Below are 18,483 nucleotides of genomic sequence, written 5' to 3'. Positions count from 1 at the left end.
ATCAATGTTGCTGATGTACGGGAAAAGTTGCCCTTACAGCTCGACCTTGACCCAGCTCACCGGCTGATCCAGCCAGTCGGCGAATTCGTCGATGAAACTCTGCTTGAACCCCGCCTCCAGCCAGTTGTTGAAGATGAAACCGAGGTTGGAAAACCCGCATTCCTGTAAATACAGAAAACCGTTGATATCGTCTTCATGCCCGCATTCGGGGCAGGTGAAGTTGTCGGTGCGGCCCGGCATCCAGTCTTCCAGACTTTCGAACAGCGCTTCGCCGATCTCCTGCCGGCACTCGGCGCAACCGGCCTCTTCGAGAAAACCCTTGGCCGGGGTGTAGATGCAGCGTTTGGTGATGACTTCCAGCCCATTGATCGGCTCACCGAACGGCAGCGCCTCGGGATGCAGCACCACCGCGCGGGCACCATCGGCTATGGCGTAGGCCATTCGATTGCCAGTGCGTCCGCAGGTGCTCAGTTCTTCCTTGACGATATTCTTGCGCACCAGCCAGCGCAGGATCGCCCGGGCCCGGGGCTCGTGCACCGGCAGGTTGGAGATTTTCGGGACGATGATGCTCTGCGAATTCATGAAAAGTCCTGCGGTATGGCTTCTGACGCCTTCGCGGGCAAGCCCGCTCCCACAAGGTTCTCAGTCGCTCACACATCCTGTGTACATCTGAGAAATCTGTGGGAGCGGGCTTGCCCGCGAAGAGGCCCTAAAGGCCGGCAGCTTAATCCCTGAGACAATCCGGTCAAGTGCTTAAATATCGACCGATCAGCGCCAGACCGCTCGCCAGCACCAGCCAGGTCACCAGCCGCACGAAGGCTTCGCGGGACAATCGCATGGTCAGTCGACGTCCAATCCACAGCCCCAGCGCCATAGCCGGCAACAGGCACAGCGCTAGCATCAACAAAGGTAGCTCGGCATACACCCCGGCGATGGTGAACAGACTCAAACGCACCACCGTGCTGCAACTGATCAGCGCACTTTGCGTGGCCCGCGCCGCGTCCTTGGGCAGTCGGCTGTTGAGGTAGATCGCATACAGAAAGCCGCCACTGCCGAACAACGCTCCGAACAGCCCGCCCACCGTACCCATCGGCAATGCCCACCCGGCGGACAACTGCGCCGGTCGCGCCTTGATCCACAAGCTATAAACCGCGTAGGCACTGATGAACAGCCCCATCAGCAGCAACAGCAGATCGGACTTGAGGTTAAGCAGGAAAATCACCCCCAGCGTGCAGCCCACCGCCATGCACGGCAGCAGCCGCAGCAACTCCGGTTTCGCCACATCCCGCCGCGACGGCAGCAGATTGCCGAACGCCGCGACGAAATCCAGCAGCACCAGCAACGGCACGATCTTCGACAACGGCATGAACAGAATCAGAATCGGCCCCGCCACCAGCGCCGTGCCGAAACCGGCAATCCCGAACACGATGTAGGCCAGCGCGATGGCCAGTCCGATCACCACCCAGCCCTGCGCGCCCCACGACCATTCGCTCAACAACCCCGCCACGCTCATTCGCTCGCTTCCTTTATAAGCCTGCGATGACTTTAGCCAGCGCCGAGGGTTGCGACTAATATCATCGAAACCGCCAAGCCATCTCGAAAAGGCATGCCTCGTGCTTTCAACCCGTCAATTGCGCTACTTCGTGGAAATCGCCGAGAGCGGCAGCTTCAGTGCCGCGGCCGAGCGCCTGTTCATTGCCCAGTCAGCGTTGAGCCGACAGATCAAGGACATGGAAACCCGCCTGCAAACGCCGCTGTTCGAACGCACCGCGCGCCAGCCTCGGCTCACCGCCGCTGGCGAAGCGCTCCTGCCCCGGGCGAGAAACCTGCTGAATGAATTGAACAAGGCCAGCACTTTGGCCACGGAAATTGGCCAAGGGCAGCGCGGTACTTTGCGAGTGTGCCACTCGAGTACCGTGCCGATCAGTGGTCGGTTGTTGCGCGACATGAGCGTTTACCTGGAGCAGCAGCCCGGGGTTTCGCTGGACATCGGCACGCTCTCCTCGGAGGCGCAACTTGAAGAGCTGGCCGAGGGCCGGCTCGACATCGGCCTTCTGCGCCTGCCGGTGCTGCGCCAGCGCGAGGGCATTCAGATTGTGCCGCTCTACACCGAACGTTTGCTGCTTGCAGTGCCGGCGGATCATCGACTGGCGTTGGCAGAGGCGGTCGATCTGGCGCAATTGAAGGACGAAGCGTTCATCTCCATCCCGCATCCGCAGCGCGGCGGGCTGAGTTATTTGTGCGCCGACCTGTGCATGCGTCACGGTTTCTTCCCCCAGGCTGCTCGGGTGATGTCGCGCAAGACTACGCAATTGCAGTTGATCCAGGCCGGCTTCGGCATCGCTCTGCTGCCGGAATCGATGCAGGACATCGCGCCTGCGGGTGTGAGATTTCTGCCGCTGACCGGCGATTGCCAAAGCACTGTCGCCCTCGCATCTCGGCAAAATCCCACACCTCTGGTGCAACACTTCCTCCAGACATTCACCGGCGAATGCCTTTAAACTGCGCCCCATGATTAAAGATCCCTTTGCAAGACTCGGCCTCGACCGCGAAGTCCTGACCGTCAGCCAGCTCAACGGCCGCGCGCGGGTGTTGCTCGAAGACGTGTTCAGCAACATCTGGGTCGAAGGCGAAATCTCCAACCTCGCCCGCCCGGCGTCCGGCCACGTGTATTTCACGCTCAAGGACAGCGGCGCGCAGGTGCGTTGCGCACTGTTCCGGCAGAATGCGGCGCGGGTGCGTCAGGCGCTGAAGGACGGCCTGGCGGTCAAAGTGCGCGGCAAGGTCTCGCTGTTCGAAGGGCGTGGCGACTATCAGCTGATCCTCGACACCGTGGAGCCTGCCGGCGACGGTGCCCTGCGCCTTGCTTTCGATGCCCTGAAGGAAAAGCTCAGCGCCGAAGGCCTGTTCAGTGCCGAGCGCAAGCTGCCGCTGCCGGCCCATCCGCAGCGCATCGGCATCATCAGTTCGCCGACCGGCGCGGTAATCCGCGACATTATCAGCGTGTTCCGCCGCCGCGCGCCGCAAGTACAACTGACGCTGATTCCCACCGCCGTTCAGGGCCGCGAAGCCACCGCGCAGATCGTCCGCGCCCTGAAACTGGCGGATGCCCGTGGCTTCGACGCGCTGATCCTGGCCCGTGGCGGCGGCTCGCTGGAAGACCTCTGGTGCTTCAACGAAGAAGCCGTGGCCAGGGCGGTGGATGCCTGCGTGACGCCGATCGTCAGCGCGGTCGGCCATGAAACCGATGTGTCGATCAGCGACTTCGTGGCGGACGTGCGCGCACCGACACCGTCCGCCGCTGCTGAACTGCTTGCCCCGGATTCCAGCCACCTCATCCGTCAGGTCGAAAGCCTGCATCGCCGACTGGTGATGCGCATGCGTGACCGCCTGATGCGCGATCGCCTGCGCCTTGAAGGCATGACCCGCCGCTTGCGCCATCCTGGCGAGCGTCTGCGCCAGCAGGCACAGCGTCTGGATGATCTGGACATGCGCATGCGCCGCGCCTTCGAGCGCCAGCTCAATACCCGCCGCGAACGCCTGATCCGTCTGGAAACCCGCCTCGCCGGGCAACATCCGGGACGCCAACTCGCGCTGCTGCGCCAACGCCTCGACAGCCTCGCCGAGCGCCTGCCACGCGCCATGAACGAAGGCCTGAAACGCCGTCGCCTGCAGTTGCAAAGCCAGATGCAGACCCTGCACGTGGTCAGCCCGCTGGCGACTCTCGGCCGTGGCTACAGCATTCTGCTGGATGAGCGCGGCAACGCGATTCGCAACGCCGCGCAGACTCACACCGGCCAGCGTCTCAAGGCCAGACTGGGCGAAGGCGAACTGCAAGTGCGCGTCGAGGACAATCACCTGACGCCTGTCACCCTTTCTTTACTGGACTGATCCATGCCGCGTTTTCTTGCTCCGCTGCTGTTGCTGTGCCTGACCGTCAACGCCCACGCCGACAGTTACATCACCCGCCTGCTGAACAAACCGGTGCCGGGCGGCGTGGCTGTCGTCGATCTGGGCACCGCTGCGCAAGCGCCGAAAGCCACGTATCAGGGCAAACCGGTGCTGGTGGTCAAGGAGCAGAACAACTGGCTGGCGATTGTCGGCGTTCCGTTGACCGTCAAACCCGGCATTCAGCAGATCAGCAGTGGCGGCCGAAACCTCAATTTCAGTGTCGGCAACAAGAAATACCCGGAACAGCACATCACCCTGAAGAACACCCAGCAGGTCAATCCAAACCCCGCCAACCTCAAGCGTATCGAGGGCGAACTGGCCGAGCAGATCAAGGCCTATCGCAGCTTCAGCCCGAACACCCCGAGCAATCTGCTGCTGGACAAACCGGTCAACGGGCCGCTGTCGAGCAAGTTCGGCGTGCGCCGTTTCTTCAACGGCGAAGAGCGCAATCCGCACGCAGGTCTGGACTTCGCGGTGCCGGCCGGCACGCCGATCAGGACTCCGGCAGCGGGCAAGGTAATTCTGATCGGCAACTACTTCTTCAATGGCAACACGGTGTTCGTCGACCACGGCCAGGGCTTCATCAGCATGTTCTGCCATATGTCGAAGATTGATGTGCAGAACGGCCAGCAACTGGCGCGCGGCGCGGTGGTGGGCAAGGTGGGCGCTACAGGTCGAGCGACCGGGCCGCACATGCACTGGAACGTCAGCCTGAACGATGCGCGGGTCGATCCGGCGATTTTCATTGGGGCTTTCCAGCCTTGATTTCCGGCTGAACCCCCACCAGCAGGGATTGCGCACGACGATTGGTCCGCGCAATCCCCGCAAACAATTACAGCCATATCAAGAATAAAATCTCGGAAAAAACCGCTTTCCGGATATTCCTCTCAATTTTTTTCGACTGCTTGCCATCCTCATCCCCCGCGGTTAGGGTTGAAGGCATGAAAACCTCTCACACCCTCATTCAGCTTCGCCAGCACCGCAGCCTGTGCCTCGTCAGCGCACGACTGCCGGGCTGAATCGCTGCACCTCGTCCCACGCTTTTCCAAGAACGTTCGTTCCACCGGCAGGCCGCCTCTTTTCGGCCCAGACAATAAGGAATTTCCCGATGAGCATGCTCAAAGACCCGTCTTCGAAATACCGCGCGTTTCCAGTGATCAACCTGCCGGATCGCACGTGGCCGTCGAAAACCATCGATGCCGCGCCGATCTGGTGCAGCTCCGACCTGCGTGATGGCAACCAGTCGTTGATCGAGCCAATGGACGCGGTGAAAAAGCTGCGCTTCTGGAAAACCCTGGTGCAAGTGGGCGTGAAGGAAATCGAGGCGTCGTTCCCGGCCGCTTCGCAAACCGACTTCGACTTCGTGCGTACCCTGATCGAGGACGGCCACATCCCGGACGACACCACCATCCAGGTGCTGACCCAGGGCCGTGAAGACCTGATCGAGCGCACCTTCGAATCCCTGCGCGGGGCCAAGAAAGCGATCGTTCACCTGTACAACGCCACCTCCCCTTCTTTCCGTCGCATCGTCTTCAACCAGGACAAGGACGGCATCAAGGCCATCGCCGTGAACGCCGCCAAGCTGTTCGTCAAATACGCCGCCATGCAGCCGGACACCGAGTGGACCTTCGAGTACTCGCCGGAAACCTTCAGCGCCACCGAGCTGGAATTCGCCAAGGAAGTGTGTGACGCGGTGATCGAGGTCTGGAACCCGACGCCTGAGCACAAGATCATCCTCAACCTGCCGGCCACCGTTGAATGCGCGACCCCGAACGTCTACGCCGACCAGATCGAGTGGTTCCACCGCAACATCAACCGTCGTGACAGCGTGATCATCAGCCTGCACACCCACAACGACCGTGGTACCGGCGTGGCCGCCACCGAACTGGGCCTGATGGCTGGCGCCGATCGCGTCGAAGGCTGCCTGTTCGGCAACGGCGAGCGTACCGGCAACGTCGACCTCGTGACTGTGGCACTGAACATGTACACCCAGGGTCTCAATCCTGGGCTGGATTTCTCCGACATCGACGGCGTGCGCAAAGTGGTCGAAGAGTGCAACCAGATCCAGGTTCACCCGCGCCACCCATACGTCGGCGACCTGGTGCACACCGCCTTCTCCGGCTCCCACCAGGACGCGATCCGCAAGGGCTTCGCCCAGCAGAAATCCGATGCACTGTGGGAAGTGCCGTACCTGCCGATCGACCCGGCCGACATCGGTCGCAGCTACGAGGCGGTGATCCGCGTCAACAGCCAGTCGGGCAAGGGCGGCATCGCCTACTTGCTGGAACAGGAATACGGCATCAGCCTGCCGCGTCGCATGCAGATCGAATTCAGCCAGGTCGTGCAGCGTGAAACCGATCGCCTGGGCCTGGAGATGACCGCGCAGCAAATCCACGCGCTGCTGCACAGCGAATATCTGCAAGCCAACACCCCGTACGCGCTGGTCAGCCATCGCCTGCAGGAAGAAAACGGTAACAGCGCCGTCGAAGTGGAAGTGGCGAGCAAAGGTCAGGGCGAAACCAACCTGCACTGGCGTGGCAAGGGCAATGGTGCGCTGGAAGCACTGGTGGCCGGTCTGCCGATCCCGGTTGAGATCATGGACTACAACGAACATGCCATCGGCGCGGGCACTAACGCCAAGGCGGCAGCCTACATCGAACTGCGTGTGAACGGCGAACGTGCGGTGCACGGCGTGGGCATCGATGAAAACATCACCACCGCCAGCTTCAAGGCACTGTTCAGCGCGCTGAACCGCTCGCTGAGCCAGCCGGAAGCTAAAGCGGCGTAACTGACCGCTGCAATGCAAAAGGCCCCGGAGTGCGAACTCCGGGGCCTTTTATTTTCTATCTGATCGTTCCCACGCTCTGCGTGGGAACGATCTAGGTGATCTGGGCTATCAGGTGAACTCGAAGGTATCCGCGTCCAGATTCGCCGGGAAGCGCTCGCGGTAAGCCGCCAGCGAAGCCGCTTCCAGAACCACCTTGAACACCCCGTCAGCCTCCCCCGCCGCCAGCAACGTCTCGCCCTGAAAATCCAGCACCTGACTGTCGCCGGTATAGGCAAAGCCCTTGCCATCGGTGCCAACCCGGTTGACCGCCGCCACATAGCACAGGTTTTCGATGGCCCTGGCCGGCAGCAACCGGTTCCAGTGCTGACGCCGCGCGCCCGGCCAGTTGGCGGTGTACAGCAACAGATCGGTGTCCTGAGCGTCGCGGCTCCACACCGGGAAGCGCAAGTCGTAGCAAATCAGCGGACGCACCCGCCAGCCCTTGAGTTCGAACTGCACCTGGCGTTCGCCGGGGGTGTAGTGATTGTGCTCGCCCGCCATGCGGAACAGGTGACGCTTGTCGTAATGCAGCACTTCGCCGTCCGGCCGCGCCCACAGCAAGCGGTTGCGGTGACTGCCGTCAGCGGCCTGGATGATCACGCTGCCGGTGACGACCGCGTTCAGCTTCGCCGCCTGGGCCCGCAGCCATTTGCTGGTCGGGCCGTTTTCGGCTTCGGCCAGGGTTTCGGATTCCATGGAAAATCCGGTGGTGAACATTTCCGGCAGGATGATCAGATCGGCACCCCGCGCCTGCTCCAGCAACGCGTCGAAATGCTCGAGATTAGCCTGTCGATCATGCCAGGCCAGGCTGGTCTGGATCAGCGCCAGATTCAGATCAGGCAACGCACTCAGATCACGCATAATTTTGCCGCCGCTTCCCGCAGCGTCTCCTCACGTTTGGCAAAGCACAGGCGCACCAGGCGCTGGCCTTCGGGTGGATGCTGGTAAAACACCGACACCGGAATACTCGCCACGCCATGCTCACGGGTCATCCACATCGCCATTTCGACATCGTTCAAGTCAGGGCGAATTTGCGAGTAATCGACCAACTGGAAATAGGTGCCGGTGACACGGGTGAAACTGAATCGCGACGGCGCCAGCAAATCGCAGAACAGATCACGCTTGGCCTGATAGAAGCCCGGCAGCTCTTCGACGTGTTCCGGATGCTCGGCCATGTAATCGGCCAGGGCGTATTGCAACGGCGTCACGCCGCAGAAACTGACGTACTGATGCACCTTGCGCAGCTCCGCCGTCAGGGCCGGCGGCGCCACGACGTAGCCGGTTTTCCAGCCGGTGACGTGATAGGTCTTGCCGAACGAGCTGACCACGAAGGCGCGCTGATACAGCTCTTCATGGGCCAGCACGCTGACATGCGGCACGCCGTCGAACACCAGATGCTCATAGACTTCATCGCTGATCACGTAGATGTCGCGATCACGGATCAACGCCGCCAGTTGATCCAGCTCGGCACGGCTGATCAGCGCACCGCTCGGGTTGTGCGGGGTGTTGAGGATGATCATGCGCGTGCGTGGGCTCAGGGCTGCGCTGAGTTTGTCGAAATCGATGGAGAAATCTTTCAGCCCAAGTTGCACATGCACGCAGCGCCCACCGGCCAGTTCCACCGACGGCTCGTAGCTGTCGTAGGCCGGGTCGAACACGATGACTTCGTCGCCGCTGTGGATAACCGCCTGAATGGCACAGAAAATCGCCTGGGTCGCGCCGGGAGTAACGGTCACTTCATTGTCGGCATCGACGTTGGCGCCATAACTGCGGGCAATCTTCGCCGCAATCTGCTGGCGCAGCGCCGGCAGGCCAGTCATGGGCGAATACTGGTTATGGCCGCTGGCAATGTGTCGACCGACCGCGTCGCGCAGTGCCTGCGGGCCGTCGAAATCGGGAAAACCCTGGGAAAGGTTGATCGCTCCGGTCTGCGCCGCGAGCTGAGACATCTGCGTGAAAATAGTGATGCCGACATTCGGCAGCTTGCTGGTGATCATCGGGAGCCCCTTGCAGGTGAGCTGCAAGTTTCAAGCTGCAAGCGACAAGTTTCAAGCATCAATCCTTCGCCCACAAAAAAGGACTCTGAACAGAGCCCTTCCTTGCTTCCACGCTTTAACTCGAAGTTTGCAGCCAGAACCCCGCAGCTGCTCTTTTTACTTCTTGTCGCGACGCTTCTTGTCGGCCTTTTTGTGGTGCGACATCAAGCGACGCTTCTTGTTGACCTGGCGGTCGGTCAGCGTGTTCTTGTTGCCTTCGTACGGGTTCTCGCCGCCCTTGAACTCGATACGGATCGGCGTACCGACCAGTTTGAGCACGCGACGGTAAGTGTTTTCCAGATAGCGCACGTACGACTTCGGCACTTTCTCGATCTGGTTGCCGTGGATCACGATGATCGGCGGGTTCGCCCCACCCAGGTGAGCGTAACGCAGCTTGATCCGGCGGCTATTGACCATCGGCGGCTGGTGCTCGCTGACCGCGTCTTCGAGAATCTGCGTCAGGCGGCTGGTCGGCCAGCGGGTGACCGCCGACTTGAACGAGTTCTGCACCGAAGCGTAGAGGTTGCCTACGCCAGTGCCGTGCAAGGCCGAGATGAAGTGAATGTCGGCGTAATCAACGAAGAACAGACGACGTTGCAGCTCGACCTTCACGTAGTCGCGCTCGCTCGGGGTCATGCCGTCCCACTTGTTGATAGCGATCACCAGCGCACGACCCGCCTCGATGGCGAAACCCAGCAGGTTGAGGTCGTGATCGACCACGCCTTCGCGGGCGTCCATCACGAAGATCACCACGTTGGCGTCTTTGATCGCCTGCAGGGTTTTGACCACGGAGAACTTTTCGACTTCTTCGTGGATCTTGCCGCGCTTGCGCACACCGGCGGTGTCGATCAGCGTGTACTTCTCGTCGTTACGCTCGAACGGGATGTAAATACTGTCGCGGGTGGTGCCGGGCTGGTCGTAGACGATTACCCGGTCTTCACCGAGCATGCGGTTGACCAGGGTCGACTTGCCGACGTTCGGACGGCCGATGATGGCAATCTTGATCCCGTCTTTTTCGCTCGGGCCAGGAATGCGCTTGGCTTCCTCGCCTTCGGCGACTACTTCTTCCTCTTCACCTTCCGCCGGCTCGTCATCATCGCGCGGGAAGTCGCTCAGGGCGGTTTCCAGCAGTTGAGTGATGCCGCGACCGTGGGCACCGGCGATCGGGATCGCATGGCCCATGCCCAGCGGGGCGAATTCGGCGCGGGCCATTTCCGGGTCGATGTTGTCGACCTTGTTGGCCACCACGTGGGAGCGCTTGTTACGTTTGCGCAAGTGTTCGGCGATCATCTGGTCGGCGGCGGTGAAACCGGCCTTGGCATCTACCAGGAACAGAACCACATCCGCTTCTTCGATGGCCAGCAGCGACTGCTCGGCCATTTTTTCGTCCATACCATGCTCGTCACCGGAGATACCGCCGGTGTCGATCAGAATGTAGGAACGCCCTTGCCACTTGGCCTCACCGTACTGGCGATCACGGGTCAGACCGGACAAGTCGCCGACGATGGCGTCACGAGTCCTGGTCAGGCGGTTGAACAAGGTGGACTTGCCGACGTTCGGTCGGCCCACCAGGGCGATTACGGGAACCATGCGGCTCTCCACTTCGTTATTTCAGAAAATACAAAAGCCGCTGCGAGGCAGCGGCTGGTGCTCGGGGCAACACCCGTGGGTGCTGCAAACCCTGCAGAAGCAAGGCCGCCTGGGGAATTAACCCCAAGCATAGTTGTTACTTGATGGTCAGGGCTTCCAGTTTGCCGCTGTTGCCATACACATAAATCGTGTCACCCACCACCAGCGGACGGGCACGCAGGCCGTCGCTGTCGATGCGTTCGCGGCCGACGAAACGACCGTCCACCTGACTCAGCAGGTGCAGGTAACCTTCCAGGTCACCGACTGCAACGTAGCTGGAGAACACTTCCGGCGCCGACAGTTGACGACGGGCCAGCGAGTCGTTGCTCCACAGTGCAGTAGTGGAACGCTCGTCGACGCCTTCAACGGTGCCCGACGACAGGCTTACGTAGACGTTGCCGAAACCCTGGGCAACACCGGCGTAGCTCGACGCGTCGCGCTGCCAGAGTTGACGGCCGCTTTCCAGATCCAGTGCCGCAACGCGACCCTGATAGCTGGCGACGTACAGGGTACCGCCGGACAGCAGCAGACCGCCGTCGATGTCGACCACGCGCTCCAGTTCCGAACGACCTTGTGGAATCGCGATTCGCTGTTCCCAGACCGGCACGCCGTTGGAAATGTCGAGCGCGACCACTTTACCGGTCGACAGGCCAGCCACCGCGAGGCGGTTGGTGACGATCGGTGCGCTGGTGCCGCGCAGGGTCAGTACGGCCGGCGTGCTGTCATACACCCAACGCTGGTTGCCGGTGGACGCGTCCAGACCGATCAGACGATCGTCCTGGGTCTGAACCACCACCACGTCACCGTTGTTGGCCGGTGGCGCGAGGACTTCGCTGTTGACGCGCGAGCGCCACTTCTCTTCACCGTTGATGGCGTCGAGGGCAACGACTTCACCGCGCAGGGTGCCGACCATGACCAGACCGTAACCCACGCCAACGGCGCCGGACACAGGCAGTTCGAGGTCTTTCTTCCATTTCACGTCGCCGTTGCCGCGATCCAGGCCCATCACGATACCGGTCACGTCGGCCGCGTAGATGGTGTCACCGTCGATCGCCGGCACCAGCATGTTGTAGGTTTCGCCCTGACCGTCACCGATCGAGCGGCTCCACTGCTTGTGCAGGACTACTTCTTCCTTGAAGTCGGTCAGCTCGGCCGGTGGCAGTTCTTTTTTGCTGTTGCTGCTGCAACCCGCGGCCAGAATGGCCAGAGCCAGCAATGCTGCATGCTTCCAACGGATCACGTCACGCATCCCCTTTGGCCAGGTCGTCCAGCTTGATTTGAAGGCCACCGACCGCCGCTTCATCCGACAGTGCCGCCTTGGCTTTTTGATACGCCGCGTTCGCTTCGTCGGTACGGCCCAGCTGCACCAGCAGGTCGCCCTTGAGTTCTTCGCGAGTGGCCAGGAACGACTTGTCGGCATCGCCTTCGAGCAGTTTCAGGGCTTCATCGGCCTTGTTCTGTGCGCCCAGTACCTGCGCCAGACGCTGACGGGCGATCTCGCCCAGCGCCGGGTTGGCCGGTTTGGCAACGATGGCCTTGAGTTCGGTCGCCGCGTCGTCCAGCTTGCCGCTGTCGACCGCGACCTTGGCCACGAACAGGCTGCCGTACTGCGCGTAGGCAGAACCGCCGAATTCGCTGTTGAGCTTGCCGGCCAGATCCGCAACGCGCGCGGCGTCAGGCTTGCCGTCCGGGGTCAGCGTGGTTTCCAGCAATTGCTGATAGAGCACCGAGGCGCCTTGCGACTGGTTGCTCTGATACTTGTGATAAGCCTGCCAGCCGAACACGATGACCAGCGCCAACAGGCCGCCGGTGACCAGAGGTTTGCCGTTGCGTGTCCACCAGTCCTTCAAATCCGCCAACTGTTCGTCTTCGGTACTCGACACCCCAATACTCCTTAATCGCTAAATCGGCTGTTTGGACAGCTTCAACCCTGCACGACGCAGGTGGCCAGGTGTGCAGCGAGCGCATCCCAGGCAATGCTTTGTTGTTCGCCCTGGCCACGCAGGGGTTTGAAACCTACCACTTGCTGGGCCATTTCGTCGTCACCCAGGATCAGTGCGTACAGCGCACCGCTCTTGTCGGCTTTCTTGAACTGGCTCTTGAAGCTGCCGGCGCCGGCATTGACTTGCAGGCGCAGGTTGGGCAGCTGGTCGCGTACCCGCTCGGCCAGGGCCAGACCGGCCAGCTCTGCTTCTTCGCCGAAGGCGCAGAGATAAACGTCGACCTGACGGGAGATTTCTTCCGGGATCTGCTCCAGGGTTTCCAGCAGCAGTACCAGACGCTCGATGCCCATGGCGAAACCGACGCCCGGGGTCGGCTTGCCGCCCATCTGCTCGACCAGACCGTCATAGCGCCCACCCGCGCAGACGGTGCCCTGGGCGCCGAGCTTGTCGGTGACCCATTCGAATACGGTTTTGCTGTAGTAATCCAGACCACGCACCAGCTTCGGGTTGAGCACGTAAGGAATGCCGACGGCATCCAGACGGGCCTTCAGGCCTTCGAAGTGGGCACGGGATTCGTCATCCAGGTAATCCGCCATTTTCGGCGCATCGACCAGCACGGCCTGGGTGTCGGCATTTTTGGTGTCGAGCACGCGCAGCGGGTTGGTCTTCAGGCGACGCTGGCTGTCTTCGTCCAGTTTGTCGTGGTGCGCCGAGAGGTACTCGACCAGCGCTTCACGATAACGGCCGCGGGATTCGCTGGTGCCGAGGCTGTTGAGTTCAAGCTTGACCGCATCGCGAATGCCCAGCTCGCCCCACAGGCGCCAGGTCATGATGATCAGTTCGGCGTCGATGTCCGGACCGTCGAGGTTGAACACCTCCAGACCGATCTGGTGGAACTGGCGATAACGGCCTTTCTGCGGACGCTCGTGACGGAACATCGGGCCGATGTACCAGAGTTTCTGCACCTGGCCACCGCCGGTGATGCCGTGCTCGAGCACTGCACGTACGCACGCGGCCGTGCCTTCCGGACGCAGGGTCAGGGAGTCGCCGTTGCGGTCTTCGAAGGTGTACATCTCTTTTTCGACGATGTCGGTCACTTCACCGATCGAGCGCTTGAACAGCTCGGTGAACTCGACGATCGGCATGCGGATCTGCTTGTAACCGTAGTTATCCAGCAGGCGCGAAACGGTGCCTTCGAAATAGCGCCATACCGGCGTCTGTTCCGGCAGGATGTCGTTCATGCCACGAATGGCTTGCAGAGACTTGCTCACAGAAATTCCTTAATTCGTTCGATCAGCCGCGCGCGATAACCGCTGCGTCAGCTTCGACCTTCTCGGCCGCTTTCTCGCGGATCAGCTTTTCCAGCTCGTCCACCAGATTGTCATTCGTCAGTTTCTGCGACGGCTTGCCGTCGATGTAAATCAGGTTTGGCGTGCCGCCGGTCAAGCCGATATGGGCTTCCTTGGCTTCGCCGGGGCCGTTGACCACGCAACCGATCACCGCGACATCCAGCGGCACCAGCAGGTCTTCAAGGCGCCCTTCCAGCTCGTTCATGGTCTTGACCACATCGAAGTTCTGCCGCGAGCAGCTCGGGCAGGCGATGAAGTTGATGCCACGGGAACGCAGATGCAAAGACTTGAGAATGTCGTAACCGACCTTCACTTCCTCGACCGGGTCGGCCGCCAGCGAGATGCGGATAGTATCGCCAATCCCCTCGGCGAGCAGCATACCTAGGCCTACGGCGGATTTCACTGTACCGGAGCGCAATCCACCGGCTTCGGTGATGCCCAGGTGCAGCGGCTGGACGATTTCCTTGGCCAGCAGACGGTAGGCTTCGACGGCCATGAACACGTCGGAAGCCTTCACACTGACCTTGAAGTCCTGGAAATTCAGGCGTTCGAGGTGTTCGACGTGACGCAGGGCGGACTCGACCAGCGCAGCCGGGGTCGGCTCGCCGTATTTCTTCTGCAGGTCTTTTTCCAGGGAACCGGCGTTGACGCCGATGCGGATCGGAATCCCGCGGTCGCGGGCGGCATCGACCACCGCACGCACGCGGTCTTCGCGACCGATGTTGCCCGGGTTGATGCGCAGGCAGTCCACACCCAGTTCGGCCACGCGCAGCGCGATCCTGTAGTCGAAATGGATGTCGGCAACCAACGGCACCTTGACCAGTTGCTTGATCTTGCCGAACGCCTCGGCGGCGTCCATGTCCGGTACCGAAACGCGGACGATGTCGACGCCGGCGGCTTCCAGACGGTTGATCTGCGCGACGGTGGCAGCGACGTCATTGGTGTCGCTGTTGGTCATGCTCTGCACAGCGATAGGGGCATCGCCGCCCACGGGCACATTACCGACCCAGATCTTGCGCGATTCGCGACGTTTGATTGGAGATTCGCCGTGCATGACTTATTGACCCAACTTCAGGCGAGCGGTCTCGCCACTGGTGAACGGAGCGACATCGACCGGCTGGCCGTTGTAGCTGACCTGCGCGCCACGGGCAACGCCCAGACGCACGGCAAACGGAGGCTTGCCAACGACAGACAGGCTGTCGCCCTTACGCTTGAGGCCGCTGTACAACACTTTGCCGCTGCCATCGGTCACTTGAGTCCAGCAATCGGCGATGAACTGCACCTGAACCTGCCCCTGACCTGCGGCCGGAGCAACGGGCGCTGTCGGCGCGGGTGCAGCGACGGCCGGAGCTGCCGGGGCAGCAACGGTCGGTGCAGGCGTGGCCGGAGCGGCAGGTGCCGGATTTGCAGGAGCAGCAACCACAGGCGCTGGCGTATGAGCCGGTGCAGCCGGAGTCGCAGCTGGCGCTGCGGTCTCGGTTTCGGCACCGCTCGATTCAGCCGTGGTTTCCGATTGAGGCAGCGCCAGAGCGGCCGAGCCCTCGGCTTCGCCTTCCGCGACGGCCTGGTCTTCCGGCTCGTCCAGCGGATGAATCTGGGTCGTGCCGTCGGCGCCTTCGACTTCGACGTGCTCCGGGGCGAGGCCAATCAGGTCCTTGGTGCGCTGCGAAGTCTGATCCTGCCACCAGACGAAACCACCGCCGATGACCGCAATCAGCAGCAACAGGCTGACGATACGCAAAATAGTGTGGGAAACCCGCACCGGCTCTTCGATACGGCCCAGCGCGTGGACATTGCTGCCCTGGGAGTCGGTGCCGGTGGACTGGTCGAATTGCTGGACCAGAACGGTCTGGTCCATACCGAGCAATTTGGCGTAGGCGCGAATGTAGCCGCGAGCGAAGGTATGCCCGGGCAACTTGTCGAATGCGCCGGCTTCAAGATTGCTCAGGGAAGTCACGGTGAGGTTGAGCTTGAGGGCCACTTCGGCCAGCGACCAGCCATTGCTTTCGCGGGCCTGGCGCAGGGTCTCACCGGGGTTAACGCGATTCGCTGCTACAACTTCGGGATGCGCCGCTTTCATCATTGCTCCGACAGGTATTGCTGATATTCCGGCGTACCGGGATAGAGTCGTTTTAATTGCAGGCCCGCACTGGCGGCCTTGTCGCGATCTTCAAATACTTTTGCCAACCGAACGGCGAGCAACAGACTACGTGCATTTTGCTCGGAGAGCTGGCTGAAACGGTCGTAATAGTCACGCGCGGGCACATAATGCCTGTCTTCGAATGACAACTCAGCCATTTCCAGCAATGCCCGTGGCTGCTGACGGTTCAAACGCAGCGCCTTTTCCAGCTGCTGCTGCGCCAGATCACGCTGACCGAGCTTTGCCGCCGTCATGCCGAGGTTCTCGAATACCCGCGAACGCTCAGGATACAGGGTATCGGCAGCCGCCTGTTCAAAACGCTCGTAGGCTTCCTTGTAACGCTGTTCTTCGTAGAGAAAACTGCCGTAGTTGTTGAGGATGCGCGCATCGGCGGGACGGGAGGACAAAGCCTTGCGGAAGTGTTCATCAGCAAGCGCAGGCTCCATTTCGGCCTGGAACACCAGGCCCAGCGCGGCGTTGGCGTCGGGATCCGACCCGTCCAGCTCCAGGGCTTTCTTCAGTGGAACCTTGGCCCGTTCGGTCATGCCCTGCTGCAAGTATCCCAATCCCAGCTGCACGTAGGCAGCTCGCGCTTCGTCACGGCCCTTGCTGGTCTTCATCGGGTTGTAGTCGCCCGACAGGACACAACCAGCACACAGGCTGGCCAACAGCAACAGCAGCGCAAAGCGCAGGGACATAGAGATCCTCTCTTAGTTAGTGTTCGCGGCGTTCTGTGCCAGATCGCTGTCGGCGCTCAATTCGCGCACGGCGATGTAACGTTCGCTGCGACGGGTGCGATCCAGCACCTGCCCTACCAATTGACCACAAGCCGCGTCGATGTCTTCACCACGGGTGGTGCGCACGGTGACGTTGAAACCGGCCTGGTGAAGCTGATCCTGGAACCGGCGGATGGCGTTGTTGCTCGGCCGCTCGTACCCGGAATGCGGGAACGGGTTGAACGGAATCAGGTTGATCTTGCACGGAATATCCTTGAGCAGCTCGATCATTTCCACGGCGTGCTCAAGTTTGTCGTTGACGTCCTTGAGCAAGGTGTACTCGATGGTCAGCACACGTTTCTCGCCAAGGGCGGACATGTAGCGCTGGCACGACTCGAGCAGCATCTTAAGCGGATATTTCTTGTTGATCGGCACCAATTGGTTACGCAATGCGTCATTCGGTGCGTGCAGGGACAACGCCAGGGATACGTCGATGTGCTTGGCCAGCTCATCGATCATCGGCACCACACCCGACGTGGACAGGGTCACGCGGCGCTTGGAGATCCCGTAGCCCAGGTCATCCATCATCAGATGCATGGCGGCCACGACGTTGTCGAAGTTCAGCAGCGGTTCGCCCATGCCCATCATCACCACGTTGGTGATGGCGCGGTCGATGGTAGCCGGAACACTGCCGAAGGATTTGTTGGCAATCCACACCTGACCGATGACTTCGGCGGCGGTGAGGTTGCTGTTGAAGCCTTGCTTGCCGGTGGAGCAGAAACTGCAGTCCAGGGCACAGCCTGCCTGGGACGAAACGCACAAAGTGCCGCGTTTGCCCTGGGGAATGTAAACGGTCTCGACACAGCTGCCGGACGCCACGCGCACCACCCACTTGCGGGTGCCGTCGCTGGAAATGTCCTCGCTGACCACTTCTGGACCACGGACCTCGGCAACAGCCTTGAGCTTTTCGCGCAAGGCCTTGCTGACGTTCGTCATGGCGTCGAAATCATCGACGCCAAAGTGGTGAATCCATTTCATTACCTGACCGGCACGGAAACGCTTCTCCCCGATTGAGTCGAAGAATTTTTCCATTTCCGGCTGGGTCAGACCCAGCAGGTTGGTTTTAACAGTCGATATCGTCATGGATTCACCTTCACTCTTAAGCCAATGCTTAGCGAGTGGTTACTTCAGTAGCTGCGAAGAAGTAAGCGATTTCGCGAGCAGCAGCGGCTTCGGAGTCCGAACCGTGAACGGCGTTGGCGTCGATCGATTCAGCGAAGTCAGCACGGATGGTGCCTGGAGCAGCTTCTTTAGGGTTGGTAGCGCCCATCAGCTCACGGTTGCGAGCGATGGCGTTTTCGCCTTCCAGAACCTGAACGACAACTGGACCCGAAGTCATGAAGGCAACCAGGTCGCCGAAGAAACCACGAGCGCTGTGCTCAGCGTAGAAGCCTTCGGCTTCGGCTTTGGACAGTTGCTTCAGTTTCGAAGCTACAACGCGCAGGCCAGCGTCTTCGAAGCGAGTGGTGATCTTGCCGATCACGTTTTTAGCAACGGCGTCAGGCTTGATGATGGAGAAAGTACGTTGAACAGCCATGGTGTAACTCCAGAAACGGTAATTTGCGAAAAATTAAACCCGCGAATTATACGCGGGTTCTTGGGTATTGCCTAACCTGCGAGGACGATCAGTCCAATTCATCGGCCCAGAGAGTCTGAACCGCCTCCAATACCTTCTCGCCAACACGACCAGAGGTATTGTCGAAGTCCGGCAGCTCTTTGATCCACTGCTGCAACTCGACGAAATTGACAGAATACGGATCTACACCCGGCTTGGCCTCAGCCAGCTCTTCTGCAATACGTTGAACATCATTCCAACCGTAGCTCATGACAGT

General features: G+C 60.9%; 18 protein-coding genes. 4 read left to right on the top strand and 14 right to left on the bottom strand.

The window, feature by feature from the left end:
* Positions 1–33: 33 nt before the first annotated feature.
* On the bottom strand, positions 34–582 hold the full coding sequence (locus CAF77_RS22500; RefSeq protein WP_011335799.1) for a hypothetical protein: 549 nt from the start codon (positions 580–582) through the stop codon (positions 34–36).
* A gap of 163 nt (positions 583–745) precedes the next feature.
* The gene (locus CAF77_RS22495) at positions 746–1,513 is read right to left on the bottom strand and encodes a sulfite exporter TauE/SafE family protein (protein ID WP_064383900.1); all 768 of its coding nucleotides are present in this window, start codon (positions 1,511–1,513) and stop codon (positions 746–748) included.
* Between the two features lie 100 nt (positions 1,514–1,613).
* Here CAF77_RS22495 and CAF77_RS22490 point away from each other — a divergent pair, with 100 nt between their 5' ends.
* The 4 genes from CAF77_RS22490 (at position 1,614) to leuA (ending at position 6,739) form a co-directional block, all read left to right on the top strand.
* Entirely contained in the window at positions 1,614–2,501 is an 888-nt protein-coding gene (locus CAF77_RS22490) for a LysR family transcriptional regulator (protein ID WP_085655314.1), read from the top strand.
* Between the two features lie 10 nt (positions 2,502–2,511).
* Positions 2,512–3,891: an exodeoxyribonuclease VII large subunit gene (gene xseA, locus CAF77_RS22485; RefSeq protein ID WP_085655313.1), complete on the top strand. Its 1,380-nt coding sequence runs from the start codon at positions 2,512–2,514 to the stop codon at positions 3,889–3,891.
* A gap of 3 nt (positions 3,892–3,894) precedes the next feature.
* Complete coding sequence (locus CAF77_RS22480) at positions 3,895–4,716, top strand: peptidoglycan DD-metalloendopeptidase family protein (protein WP_085655312.1); 822 nt, start codon at positions 3,895–3,897, stop codon at positions 4,714–4,716.
* Between the two features lie 343 nt (positions 4,717–5,059).
* A complete protein-coding gene (gene leuA / locus CAF77_RS22470; RefSeq protein WP_064383904.1) occupies positions 5,060–6,739 on the top strand; it encodes a 2-isopropylmalate synthase in 1,680 nt (559 codons plus the stop codon).
* 108 nt (positions 6,740–6,847) lie between these two features.
* On the opposite strand, the gene CAF77_RS22465 is transcribed toward leuA, so the two are convergent.
* The 12 genes from CAF77_RS22465 to iscX all read right to left on the bottom strand — a co-directional run bounded on the left by CAF77_RS22465 (position 6,848) and on the right by iscX (position 18,477).
* Positions 6,848–7,639, bottom strand: coding sequence for an amidohydrolase (locus tag CAF77_RS22465; RefSeq protein ID WP_064383905.1), 792 nt, complete (start codon positions 7,637–7,639; stop codon positions 6,848–6,850).
* Positions 7,627–8,775 (bottom strand): pyridoxal phosphate-dependent aminotransferase, encoded by a 1,149-nt coding sequence (locus CAF77_RS22460; protein WP_085655311.1) that lies wholly within the window; start codon positions 8,773–8,775, stop codon positions 7,627–7,629. The genes CAF77_RS22465 and CAF77_RS22460 overlap by 13 nt, the downstream gene beginning before the upstream one ends.
* 156 nt (positions 8,776–8,931) lie before the next feature.
* A complete protein-coding gene (gene der, locus CAF77_RS22455) occupies positions 8,932–10,404 on the bottom strand; it encodes a ribosome biogenesis GTPase Der (protein ID WP_064383907.1) in 1,473 nt (490 codons plus the stop codon).
* Between the two features lie 136 nt (positions 10,405–10,540).
* Positions 10,541–11,692: an outer membrane protein assembly factor BamB gene (bamB, locus tag CAF77_RS22450; RefSeq protein WP_039765728.1), complete on the bottom strand. Its 1,152-nt coding sequence runs from the start codon at positions 11,690–11,692 to the stop codon at positions 10,541–10,543.
* Complete coding sequence (locus CAF77_RS22445; protein WP_011335807.1) at positions 11,685–12,326, bottom strand: tetratricopeptide repeat protein; 642 nt, start codon at positions 12,324–12,326, stop codon at positions 11,685–11,687. The genes bamB and CAF77_RS22445 overlap by 8 nt, the downstream gene beginning before the upstream one ends.
* Positions 12,327–12,367: 41 nt before the next feature.
* Positions 12,368–13,657 (bottom strand): histidine--tRNA ligase, encoded by a 1,290-nt coding sequence (gene hisS, locus CAF77_RS22440; protein WP_064383908.1) that lies wholly within the window; start codon positions 13,655–13,657, stop codon positions 12,368–12,370.
* 22 nt (positions 13,658–13,679) lie between these two features.
* On the bottom strand, positions 13,680–14,789 hold the full coding sequence (ispG, locus tag CAF77_RS22435) for a flavodoxin-dependent (E)-4-hydroxy-3-methylbut-2-enyl-diphosphate synthase (protein WP_053152544.1): 1,110 nt from the start codon (positions 14,787–14,789) through the stop codon (positions 13,680–13,682).
* A 3-nt stretch (positions 14,790–14,792) separates the two neighbouring features.
* Complete coding sequence (locus CAF77_RS22430) at positions 14,793–15,815, bottom strand: RodZ family helix-turn-helix domain-containing protein (protein ID WP_085655310.1); 1,023 nt, start codon at positions 15,813–15,815, stop codon at positions 14,793–14,795.
* Complete coding sequence (gene pilW, locus CAF77_RS22425) at positions 15,815–16,573, bottom strand: type IV pilus biogenesis/stability protein PilW (RefSeq protein WP_007956682.1); 759 nt, start codon at positions 16,571–16,573, stop codon at positions 15,815–15,817. Before pilW ends, CAF77_RS22430 begins: the two co-directional genes overlap by 1 nt.
* A 12-nt stretch (positions 16,574–16,585) precedes the next feature.
* Complete coding sequence (rlmN, locus tag CAF77_RS22420; RefSeq protein WP_064383910.1) at positions 16,586–17,734, bottom strand: 23S rRNA (adenine(2503)-C(2))-methyltransferase RlmN; 1,149 nt, start codon at positions 17,732–17,734, stop codon at positions 16,586–16,588.
* Positions 17,735–17,762: 28 nt separating this feature from the next.
* Positions 17,763–18,188 (bottom strand): nucleoside-diphosphate kinase, encoded by a 426-nt coding sequence (gene ndk / locus CAF77_RS22415; protein WP_039765715.1) that lies wholly within the window; start codon positions 18,186–18,188, stop codon positions 17,763–17,765.
* Between the two features lie 88 nt (positions 18,189–18,276).
* Positions 18,277–18,477: a Fe-S cluster assembly protein IscX gene (gene iscX / locus CAF77_RS22410; protein ID WP_064383911.1), complete on the bottom strand. Its 201-nt coding sequence runs from the start codon at positions 18,475–18,477 to the stop codon at positions 18,277–18,279.
* Positions 18,478–18,483 lie beyond the last annotated feature (6 nt).

The sequence above is a fragment of the Pseudomonas sp. R15(2017) genome (genome assembly GCF_002112685.1).
In the GTDB taxonomy this organism is placed as follows: Bacteria; Pseudomonadota; Gammaproteobacteria; order Pseudomonadales; family Pseudomonadaceae; genus Aquipseudomonas; species Aquipseudomonas glycinae.
This window is presented reverse-complemented; position numbering and strand designations above follow the sequence as displayed.